We start from the raw sequence: 11412 nt of genomic DNA, 5'->3' as shown, positions 1-11412 counted from the left end.
TCCTTCCCGGATGCGCTGCCTCACGCACATCGGAATGCTCAATCCATCCCTTCTCCGACAAAATATCAAATGCTATCTTAATCTGACGCCGCGAAAACTGTTTCTTTCTTTCGCTCCAGGCGTAAGTATGATTCACTATGTCGTCAAAGTCCAATATCTTCTCCTCGCTGGCGATCCAATGCACCGTAGAGAGTAATTCCAGGCCAAACGACGACTCGAACCCTTCAATAAGCGTGGAAACCCTTTCAAAGCGCGCCTGCGTTTCAGGTGTGTTTTCGAGAAATGCATGGGCATCTTCAAGCGCCCCCGGAACCAATTCCAATTCCTTATCGGGAGCATCGCCACCATCTGCATAGCCGGACACCAGATGTCCCTCAATGGCGTTCAACACATGCCGGAGGTTCTCAGCATAAGGCCCATACGTGGCTTTAACGAATTTCAATCTCAACGGCTCGCCTGCTACCTGCATAAAATACATGAGCTTATGCACTTCCAGCAGCGTCACGAATGGATCCAGCAAGCCGCGCACATAACAGTCCATCAGCCCTACCAGCGCGGCGCGTCCGGGCGTCATCTTGAGAACTGAGCGATTGTCCATATAATCTCTATTTCTGTCCATTAAACAGCAGACAACTCAGCCGCTGCCTCGCGCACATCTACTTTGCCCGTAATCACATCAGCAATCAACCGCGTGCGGTATTCGTCCAGCAACACGAAGGGTGGAACAGGTATCATCAGTGAGCCGAATTTCTCCGTCCTAAAATGGGCTATCATCGGGAGTAGGTTGATGGACTTTTCATATTCCCATTGATCACAAAGACAAATGTTTTGGATGGAAACTCTTTGGCTCTATCGTCTCCCCCATGGGTCTCGACATCAGTGAGAATAATATCATTCCTAATGTCACCCGGAGGCTTCTCCTTGGTCGTAAGGTCAAGCACCAGAAGAATGCTGATCTGCCTGGTTTCTACACCGGCATATTGAGTAGCCTGAGCCGTGTATTTGTTCGAAATATACTCACGATCACCGTTTTCTCTTTCAACCTTTAGTTCAACAATAACACCTCGATACCTGATATCTGTAACACCCCCGGCTTGACTTGGGTGTTCTTGTACCTGTCCGAGTTGATTTCGAAGGTCTCGAAGCACTGTTTTTTGAAACTCAGACTCAGGTACGTCACTCTCCCCCTTGTAGATAGCCTCTTGAGCATATGTGGCGAGCAGACGAGCGAGAGCTTGGAGCATTTTCAGCAAGTCCGGCAACTCATCTTTAACCTTTGGATGGTCTGAAAGTAACTTTGTGACAAGCTCTGCAATATGTTGATCCAGCTGTCGGTTACCCGTCATTAGAGGATGTAGGTCTTCATTGACGACTCTTAATCGCAACTCATTATGTCCTATTACTGGAATTTCTGTGAAATCTCCAGTAGATGTCTCAAATGCGCTACGAACTGTAAATATGAGATCATCCAGAACGCTACTTTGTCCAGAGTTAAACTTGATTTGTCCTACCAATTCCCCCTGATATTCACCGTCCTTAATACAATGAGGTTTATCCAAAGTAAAATCGGAAACCGAGAACTCATTCTGCGGACATGTAGTGAGTAAATCGAGGTGAAGGCGAACCGCATCACTAGGCCATGTGAGACCACGGACCTGAAATACCAATGGATACAAAATATTAGACTTTAAGAATTGTGGACTTGCTACTGGGGCATGATCCAGAAATACAATCACTCGCAACATCGGACTCGGTGTAGTATCGGATTCTCTATCTGCAACTCGATACGGAAATTCCGCTTCGCTCGCATTCCAATACAAGGTAGGCAGTGGGATCATCAATAGAAATGCACGCAACTCATCGGAATTACATTGCCCTGTTTGGAGCAATGATTGACGAATTGAATCCGTACTTTTCGGCAAAGCCAAAGAATCTGTCGATACCAGACGGCACAGTTCACTCACTAAGACATCACACCTTGTGCGTTCCGCAACCAAATCACCTTCACCACCCTGAGCTATTGTCACACAAACTACCTGACTAACTAATGTATGTAGCCCAGCAATCATGATGTGCCACTCTATGGGTACATGAGATTCTGGCGTATTTGTGAGAATATCGTCAATACGATTGATGAGAGAACTAACCGCCTGAGTCCACTCTGTCTGTCCTTCTGTTACCGAATTCAAAATTGCATGTGTGTCCTGAATGAGTGCCGCTGAATTAAAGGCATGCTCAAGTTGTAATTCTATTTGCTGCATCAAGCCCGACCTTTCCCTTTTGCAAAATATGCTTCGGCCTTTTCTGTGTCACCATCCTGTAAAGCTGCATTCCCGGCTGCAATCATCGCGAGTTGATGTAAGTTAGCACGAGACGTCTCGTGCCTTGGTTCTTCAGGCACAGAATTAACTGCGGATTCTAAAACAGCTTGCTCATACCGAAATGCTTGAAAGTGTGAAAACAGACTTGCGAAGTGGCATAATTCCCAAACATCGTGTTCAGCTATTTTTTTGGCAGATGTCAAAAGGTTGTCTGCCACACGGTGGTACGTATCCTCTGGCAATTGGTGCAACCATTCAAACATACGTAAGCGTTCGGAATACCCATAATAGTTGTAACGGTCTCTATCGTGATTCGCCAAATGAGCACCGATATCTTTCGCGACAAGCGCTGCATTTTCGTCATCTGGCTCGCAAAACCCGATCAGTGCTTCGGCTATTTTCTTATCGACAAAATATTCATCAGTTGGAAAAATTGACTCGACCAGACGTAATGCAAACGGCTTAAGGCGCTCATATCGGCGACTGACTGACAGGATTCCGCTACAGATATCATCAAGTTGGTACTTTTCATTGCGGTATGCATGAAGGTGCCGCTCAAGACACTTCAGAGCCTCAAATGATTGCTTCTCATCAAACCATCTTGGGCGCCGTGACACAGCTTGCAAAGCAGCTTGATAAACAACGATTTTTGGATCTTGTAAATGGACAATAATTGTATCTACCAGGTTCGCGGGTGGAGAAGAGGCCGAAAAGGAGAACATCTCTACCGTCGCTCCTATCGCCTGAGACCGTACCCAATCCGAATCGTAATCCATCAACGCACGCCAGATCAAAGGCAGTACCTGTGGGCGGAGGGTATAGTCTTTGCCAAGTTCGCCCAACAATGATATACAGCATGCCTTAAAGTCATCCTCAAGGTGTGCCGACGGTTGGCTCAAACAGCCGCAGATGGAATCAAATGCCTCTGATGGTTTGATCTTGCAGAGTTCTGCCAAACATTTTTGCAATCCATCCTTGAATGCACTCCATTTCTGGGTTCGACTAAATTCATCCAGTTGCTCAAGTTGATTACTTTGGGGCTGACCGGGAAGCAGAATCCTGGGCGGCGGATCAGGAGGATGTTCCTGGTCACTAATTATGGCAAAGTAGCCAAGAATGGAGTCAAAATGATGTATCATCTCTGCCGATGCATATGCACAGGCGGTCCCCAACGCTTCAACCACCTGGACACGAATGTCGATTTCGAGCCGTTCATCCTTAACCCATGAAAGTAGCCTCTGAATTGCCACTTCTTCTGGTTCTGACACTTCTGTTCGATTTCGCCGTTCATCCCGTTTTTCCCAACTTATCGTACGGTCAAAGAACTGATCTCGATATATGTCAACAATATCTTCTTGTACGGCTGGACGAACATGAGTCATTGCCTCAACAAGAAAGAGATCAACTCTATCCGTAGAGTGTCGAAACGCCGATTGCAGAATTTGGATAATTTTTTTTGATGGTTGCTCGTAACCTGACCGTGCATTTTCGTAGAGTTCAAGCGATTGAGCGAGGGCATCAAGAAGATTGATAGCTATCTGCGGTCGTACCTCTTGAATGAGTTTGATTGCTCTACATAAATACACGCGCACATGGTCACTCTCGTTCTGGAGCTCACGGCGAACAATGTTTTGAACACTATCTGGATCAGCATCAAAACTGCGTATGATAATTGCGGTACTGTGAGAATAGTCAGGTTCATCAGAGAACCGAATTAAATCATGATCCTGTGAGAGGAGCAATTTTGTGATATATACTTCATCAAGTGGATATCCAACGCTATCGTCAAGCGCATCCAACACTGAAGCGGATTGCTCTATGTGTAGCCCTTTTTCAATGTTGTCGAGAGAAACATGACTTAGACGAGTCTCTAAATCGAGTCGTCTGTTAGCGAGTTCCTTACAGACCGGAAGCAGTAATTCGGAAAACTCATTGGAGCCTGCAAGCAGCAAGATCAGTTCAATTGCCGCGTTTGGAAAAAGGTCTGCTCCTATGCGTGCAGATTGCTCCAATCGTTCAGAAGCTTCTTTACGTTCGGTTTCATCCTCAGAGAAAATCGCCTCAAGATACTTGAGGATGCGATGAGATTCGGGAGCTGTCTCCGCACTAATGTCCCTTGATTTTGAACGCAGTTCAGAACGAAGTTTGAATATTCGATCCGCTTCCTTTTTGTCTTCTTGCTCGCGCTTATGGGCCTCCTCTCGGTGTTTATCAATTATCTCCTGGCCCCACGAAGGATCTCCGTTTGGGATATGATGCGGACAAGTAGCACAGTTTTCTACAAGAAAATCAGAGAAAATCCAGCGGAGATTCATGGACTCCGATTTGTCCTCTACTTTTGGGCAAGCCACACTGTGGCCCGCTATGGGAAGCCCCGTCATTTGCGCGTAAAGTCCTTCTGATGTCCGTTCGATTTCAACATGCTTACACCAACTCTGCATTTGGCGTAAGCATTCAGCATTGTCTTCGCCAAGTTTTACGGTTTCCGCAAACTCGTTATCGTGAGATTCGTCAAATCGTCGCATTTTTTATCTTTTTTTTTGGGCTGTTTCCTATTTATGCACTCTATTTTGATACCAGTCCCACCGCGCGTTCTCTCTACTCAACTTCATCAGGCAACTCTGCCGCTACCTCGCGCACATCTACTATGCCTGTAACCACATCGGCAATCAACCGCGTGCGGTATTCGCCCAGCAACTCAATTTCTCGCCGCGCACGGTCAATAGCGACGTCAACATCGGCAGTTGCCTTTTCAAGGTAATGAATAATCCGTTTTTGTTCTGGAACCGGCGGCAATGGAATCTTAATGCTGTAAAGCATGCTTAAGGTAAGTTGATTGATAGTAGAAGTCATAAATGCGCCAGATTGATATTCAAACAATTTGGAATTAAAAACATAACGCAAATATTCATTATTTGCACATCTAAAAACAGTCATGAACGCACCGAATGTCACTCCTGATGACGATGAATCAATTCTCACATTCTTGCCGATAAGTGCTCGGCTACCACTCCTGGAGCAGATGAGTATATCGCCCACTTTTGTAATAAGCCGGTCAGGTACTGAACAGCGGACGTAAACATTATCCCCATAGACGATCCTACCGTTAGAGATATTCGAGGCTCGCAGAACGAGAATTCCATCTTCTTCATCTACAACATCTTGAGGATCGTAGGTCAATCCAATTATAGCTTCGCCGACATTCCGTAGCCGTCGCACCTCCCAATGCGCTGGCACATCACCAAGCCACTCGACGTCCGAGGACTTGAGGCGCACATCGGGGTCAAGACCGCGCGTGACAGCGTGGTGGATGACCGCCTGCCGATATTCCTCCAACAGTTCGATAAGCCGCTCCCTGCTTCTGACGTAGCGGCGGATGCGTTCGTCGGCCAGGTCAAGATAGCATACTACTCGCCGTTGTTCTTCAACCGGTGGTAATGCCAAGGCAACATTGCTAATGTCATTTGTACTTACGTTGAACTGAGCCGTTCCTGTCGTATGTGAAAGAACCTGGTCGTAGAAAACTCTTATCTGTATGGACCTAACTAGAAATCCCTCTGTGATTCGGCCCATCACGGGTCTAAATCTTGCAACGCGTTGGTTCAATTGTGCTGGAATGTCATCCTTTCTGACAACAGCATAGTTTCCAAGGCTACCAGTAGCACCAATGCTTCCAGATAACCCGTATATAATGTCGCCTTCTTTAAGTGCAAACGCATCCTTGCATTGATGTTCAGGAATTCGAACTACATCATCTAAAGCCAATACTCCACGACGGATGTTGTTCATTCGGACCACCGGAACTCCCTCCTTTCCGAATGAATCAGCAGAAAACGCAAATCCGCCCTGGATCCACGACACTTGCTTCACCCGCCTTACTTCCCAATGGGCAGGCACATCACCAAGCCACTCGACATTGGAGGGCTTATAGTCGGGATAGGGTTTAAGGTTGGACATCATATGACATTATCCAGCTAAGATTTACAAACTTGTCCTTGTGACTTCAGCGATTTCGCAGGCAATCTCGTCGATAGTGAAATCCGAAGTGTTGCGAGCGACTTTGTCCGCCAGCGAAGGACTCTTTTCAATAACCTCACTCTGACTGATTTCGTGCCAAATCGGAAGAATTACCTGTTCACCAGTCATTTCTCGTGTCACGAGTCCATCTAATTCGTATTGAGTCCAGTTTTTCGCAAAAAATGAATGTGAAATTATAACTACTCCGAATCGGCTCCGTGAGAGGCCACTATCAATTTTTCGGTGCAGGCTATCACCAATTCGAAGTTCAAATTCGTCGTACCAAACCCTAAGACCCTCTGCAATTAGCGCGTTGGTCAGCGGACGTACAATGTCGTCTTTGTCTTCAGTAGCGTGAGAAATAAAGACGTCATAATGTTCAGATTGCACAGAACCTTCAAGTGTACGCTCGACAGAGTTTTCTTGGTGTATAGCCCGCTCTTTAGATGATAGTGAGGATGAGGATTCTGGGAGTGGAGACAGTGCGGCTCGGGGAATTACACGAACTGAAGAACGACATTGACCTCGCAGGCCTTGGAAGTCAACAGCTATATGCCAAGTTCCTGTGCGTGGAATCGTCAAACGAGCAGGAGACCGTCTAATTAGACCACCGATATAACGATGTTTACGGCCAGAGCGATAATTTTGGAAGTTTGTGCTATCAAGTAGCCGAACATTGGCAGCATTTCCCGACAATGTTACTTCAACAAAAGCACCTTGTGGTTGATGCCCGAGATCGTAATGTTGAAACTGCATTTAGTTACCTCTCTTTTCTTGTAGCTTTTCAGCCAACTTTGAGAAGGTCTGTTGGCGGAAGGCCTTCACAAATTCTTCACTCTCTTGAATCGATTGGTCAATTTCCTCGCGGTGATCAAAATAGTAGGCCAATGCTGCATACACATCGGCCAGTGTCAAATCGTATTCTGCGGCGATTTCATCTGCACATTTGCCCATGCGTTCATGCCAGATGGCGATGTGCGCCACGGTAATGCGACGGCCGGCAATACGCGGCTTTCCGCTGCATATACCGGAGGTAATCTCAATATGGTCATCTAAAGATTTCATTGCTCTCTCAGGTCAAATTTCGTTCGCGCGTCTCTCCCGGTCCCGTTTCCTCACCCATGCGCTCGAAGAATGCATATTCAAGATTGCATTTAGAGTATAGCCAACTTTATTCACATATTCAAGGTTGGCAAGATATTTACTCCCCCATAATCTCCTCCAACACCCCCTCACTCTCTCGCTCCAACGCCAGTATATCAGCACGGATTTCTTCCCTCGAACGCATGGGCTGTGGCTTGTAGAAGTGGCGGGTAAAGCTGATCTCATAGCCAATTTTGACACTCGTCGAAACATACCATGCATCAGGAGCATAGGGCAATACCTCGCGGTGTAAGAAGCCCTCAATACCGCCCTCATCGAGCAGGGGGACCTGTTCAGTATCGCGCAACTCGCTATCGGGTTCGTATTCAACGACGACGCACTGGTCATTCACTGTCGCCTCTACCAGACCGCGAATCGGGTCTGGCTCCCTATTGCCCAATTTGTGGACCCTCTTAATCACCGGCTCGGCGGCTTCGTCCCGAAATGCCAGCGACGTTTGCAACAGCTTCTTCCGTTTGGCGATCAGCTTGACGCCCTGCTCAGAAGCCTCTGTGGCAACCGCATCTATGAAACAATTGAAATCGAGATGAGGACCGTTACCCGCAGTCTCCGCCACCCGATCAACCACATCGGCGAGTGGCTCTTCCTTTGCTTCACAGCAGGCATCCCGAAATCGCGTGCGGTGTTCAGCCGACAAATCGACAGCGAGGCGTAGTGGTCGTTCAACCGTCACCTTATAGTAGCCGAATGCCTTATTGGGAAAAATCTTCGACTGCTCTGTCTCCTCAAACGCGAGGAAAGCATCGCAAATGCGGCGGATGTCGCCATTGGACAACTCGCAGTTCTTGGCACCCAGGTTCTTACGCAGGGGACTGTACCACTCGGTCGCATCAATAAGTTGCACCTTGCCTTGCCGGTGTGCTGGCTTGCGATTGGTCAGCACCCAGATGTACGTGGCAATACCCGTATTGTAGAACATATTGAGCGGCAGCGCGACAATCGCCTCCAGATAGTCATTCTCGATAATCCAGCGACGGATATTGCTCTCACCCTGCCCAGCGTCACCCGTGAACAGAGAACTCCCATTGTGGACCTCGGCAATGCGGCTGCCCAGCGTGGTATCGCGCTTCATCTTGGAAAGCAGATTGGCGAGGAACAGCATCTGCCCATCGCTGGAGCGGGTGAGAAGGGAATACTCCGCGTCGCCGTCGTGAGCGATAAGAAATCGCGGATCGGATAAGCCGCTCTTGCCCCCCATGCGAGCCAGATCGTTCTTCCAACTCTTGCCGTAAGGCGGATTGCTGAGCATAAAGTCAAACTTGTGGGATGGAAAAGCATCATTGGAAAGCGTCGAATACTCCGGTCCCCCGACAATATTATCCGCCGCGCTACCTTCGCCCTTCAGCAACAGATCTGCCTTGCAAATAGCATAGGTCTCGGCATTGATCTCCTGCCCATAAAGATGCGTGGAAACCTGCTTCCCGCGCTCCTGGGCGAGATCTCGAAGCGTCTCCTCTGCGACAGTCAGCATACCACCCGTGCCGCAAGCACCATCGTAGAGCAAATAGGTACTCGACTCAATCTCATCAGCCACCGGAAGAAAAATGAGATTCGCCATCAGCTTGACAGCGTCGCGCGGCGTCCAGTGTTCGCCAGCCTCCTCGTTATTCTCCTCGTTAAACCGCCGCACCAGTTCCTCGAAAATCGTACCCATCGCGTGGTTGTCCAGACCGGAAAACCGCACAGAGCCATCGCCATTCTCCACCGGATAGGGACTTAAATTGATATCCGGCGATAGAAATTTTTCAATCAGCGCGCCGAGAGCATCGGCATCGGACAAACGCGGAATCTGATTGCGAAACTCAAAATTCTTCAAAATATCCTGCACATTGGACGAAAACCCATCCAGATACGCCTCAAAATCAGCCCGAAGTTGCTGCCGATTGGCGCGGGCGCGAAGATCGCGCAACGTGAATGGCGATGCATTGTAAAAAGCGTGCCCGGCGGCCTGCTTCAGCGCGGCTTCCTGCTCAATAACGCCATCCTCGTCCAGTCTGGTTCGCATAGCGAGAACAACCTGCTTGGTCGGCTCAAGCGCCGCATCCAGCCGTCGAATCACCGTCATCGGCAGAATAATATCGCGGTACTTGCCCCGCACGTACAGGTCGCGCAACACATCGTCGGCAATACCCCATATAAATCTGGGAATGCGATTGACCTGGCTATCTTGCATTTGATCGTCCTCCCTTTTTCCATCCATAAGATAATCAGCCCGTCCAACTACCCTTCTATTGGGGAGATTGAACGGGCTGACTGTGGAACCTCTACATGCGCGTGGCGGCTAAAACCATGCCGCAATGACAATCATAATTTTATTTCACAACTCGAGTTTCGCAATATTTTCTCGCACCTCGTCGGCAGATTTTTGCAGGGCTGCGGTCTCTTCTGGCGTCAGGCCAATTTCGATAATACTCTCAACGCCCTGGGCGCCGAGCTTTATGGGCACACCCACAAAAAGATCGTGGATACCGTATTGCCCGGTCAGATACGCTGCACAGGGCAAAATGCGTTTCTTATCGCGCACAATCGCCTCAGTCATCTCGGCAACCGCTGAAGCCGGTGCGTAATACGCACTCCCCGTCTTGAGATGACCGACAATCTCAGCACCGCCATCCCGCGTCCGCTGAACAATCGCCTCAATAGTAGCACCATCGAGCAACTCGGTAAGCGGAATCCCCGCAACAGAAGAATAGCGAGGCAGAGGAACCATAGAATCGCCGTGTCCGCCCAGCACAAAAGCCGTCACATCTTCGACGGAAACATCGAGCGCCTCGGCAATAAAAAAGCGAAAACGCGCAGAATCGAGAATACCGGCCATCCCGACCACGCGATGTGGGGGAAAACCGGTTTTTTGCAACGCCACATACGTCATCACATCGAGCGGATTGGACACCACGACCACAATGGCATTGGGCGCGACATCCCGCACATTCTCGGACACCGTACCAACAATATCTGCATTCGTCGCCTGCAAATCATCGCGACTCATACCGGGCTTGCGCGCAATCCCAGCGGTAATCACCACGAGATCACTCCCTGCAAGCGCGCTGGGGTCATTGGTGCCAATCAGGCGGGTATCAAAACGCTCGACAGGTGCAGACTCCGCCATATCGAGACCCTTGCCCTGCGGAATACCCTCTGCCACATCGAGAAGCACAACCTCGCGGGCCAATTCCCTTTCGGCAATGCGCTGTGCAGAAGTCGCCCCCACATTGCCAGCACCAACAATCCCAATTTTGTTCACCTCACGCCTCTCGCCTCTTACGCGTAAACACTCACCTTCTTGCGCTTCTTACCGAGGTGCTCAAATTTGACGCGTCCATCGATGAGCGAAAACAACGTATCGTCTTTACCCTTGCGAACATTATTGCCGGGATGAATTTTTGTGCCGCGCTGGCGCATAATAATCGTCCCTGCAGAGACAATCTGGCCGCCGGGGGATTTCACACCCAGGCGTCTTCCCGCGCTATCTCTGCCATTTCTCGAACTGCCAACACCTTTTTTATGTGCCATGAAAAGCCTCCTCGATTTTAGCTTTCCGCTACAATTTTTTCAACCTGAAGATCGGTATAAGATTGCCGATGTCCTCTCTTGCGCCGGTAATTCTTGCGGCGCTTCATCTTAAAAATCATGACTTTGTCTGCGAGACCATGTCCTTTAACACTCACTTCAACGGTAGCCCCTTCAACTTGAGGCGTACCCACCTTAATTTCATCGCTGTCACCTACGAGCAACACCTGGGGAAAAGTAAGTGAATCCCCCTCCTCGGCATCGAGCCGGGCCACGCGGATATGATCGCCCTCTTGCACCTTGTATTGGCTACCAGCGATATCGACCACTGCATACATACTCAAAACCTCCAGAAACTGTTCCAGTCCCCAACCACCAGTTCCCAGCCCCCACTTTTTAT

The 11412-nt window shown here is 48.9% G+C and carries 10 protein-coding genes; all 10 read right to left on the bottom strand.

Translation table 11 applies throughout. The annotated features are described in order from the left end of the window. On the bottom strand, window positions 1-598 hold a 598-nt coding region (locus F4Y39_07530), incomplete at its 3' end, for an Appr-1-p processing protein (GenBank protein ID MYC13564.1). Window positions 599-770: 172 nt separating this feature from the next. Beyond that, window positions 771-2261, bottom strand: coding sequence for a hypothetical protein (locus tag F4Y39_07525; GenBank protein ID MYC13563.1), 1491 nt, complete (start codon window positions 2259-2261; stop codon window positions 771-773). Next, window positions 2261-4846 carry a hypothetical protein gene (locus tag F4Y39_07520; GenBank protein ID MYC13562.1) on the bottom strand — a complete coding sequence of 862 codons (2586 nt, stop codon included), beginning with the start codon at window positions 4844-4846 and terminating at the stop codon, window positions 2261-2263. The genes F4Y39_07525 and F4Y39_07520 overlap by 1 nt, the downstream gene beginning before the upstream one ends. Window positions 4847-4919: 73 nt before the next feature. After that, the gene (locus F4Y39_07515) at window positions 4920-6281 is read right to left on the bottom strand and encodes a hypothetical protein (protein ID MYC13561.1); all 1362 of its coding nucleotides are present in this window, start codon (window positions 6279-6281) and stop codon (window positions 4920-4922) included. A gap of 21 nt (window positions 6282-6302) precedes the next feature. Continuing rightward, on the bottom strand, window positions 6303-7094 hold the full coding sequence (locus F4Y39_07510; GenBank protein ID MYC13560.1) for a DUF1883 domain-containing protein: 792 nt from the start codon (window positions 7092-7094) through the stop codon (window positions 6303-6305). Continuing rightward, a complete protein-coding gene (locus tag F4Y39_07505; protein ID MYC13559.1) occupies window positions 7095-7403 on the bottom strand; it encodes a DUF433 domain-containing protein in 309 nt (102 codons plus the stop codon). A 136-nt stretch (window positions 7404-7539) separates the two neighbouring features. Then, entirely contained in the window at window positions 7540-9675 is a 2136-nt protein-coding gene (locus F4Y39_07500) for an SAM-dependent DNA methyltransferase (GenBank protein MYC13558.1), read from the bottom strand. Between the two features lie 144 nt (window positions 9676-9819). Beyond that, a complete protein-coding gene (gene mdh / locus F4Y39_07495) occupies window positions 9820-10746 on the bottom strand; it encodes a malate dehydrogenase (GenBank protein ID MYC13557.1) in 927 nt (308 codons plus the stop codon). A gap of 17 nt (window positions 10747-10763) precedes the next feature. Then, the gene (locus tag F4Y39_07490) at window positions 10764-11015 is read right to left on the bottom strand and encodes a 50S ribosomal protein L27 (GenBank protein ID MYC13556.1); all 252 of its coding nucleotides are present in this window, start codon (window positions 11013-11015) and stop codon (window positions 10764-10766) included. A gap of 17 nt (window positions 11016-11032) precedes the next feature. Then, a complete protein-coding gene (rplU, locus tag F4Y39_07485) occupies window positions 11033-11350 on the bottom strand; it encodes a 50S ribosomal protein L21 (GenBank protein ID MYC13555.1) in 318 nt (105 codons plus the stop codon). Between the last annotated feature and the right edge of the window lie 62 nt (window positions 11351-11412).

The sequence above is a fragment of the Gemmatimonadota bacterium genome (assembly GCA_009838845.1).
Classification (GTDB): domain Bacteria; phylum Latescibacterota; class UBA2968; order UBA2968; family UBA2968; genus VXRD01.
This window is presented reverse-complemented; position numbering and strand designations above follow the sequence as displayed.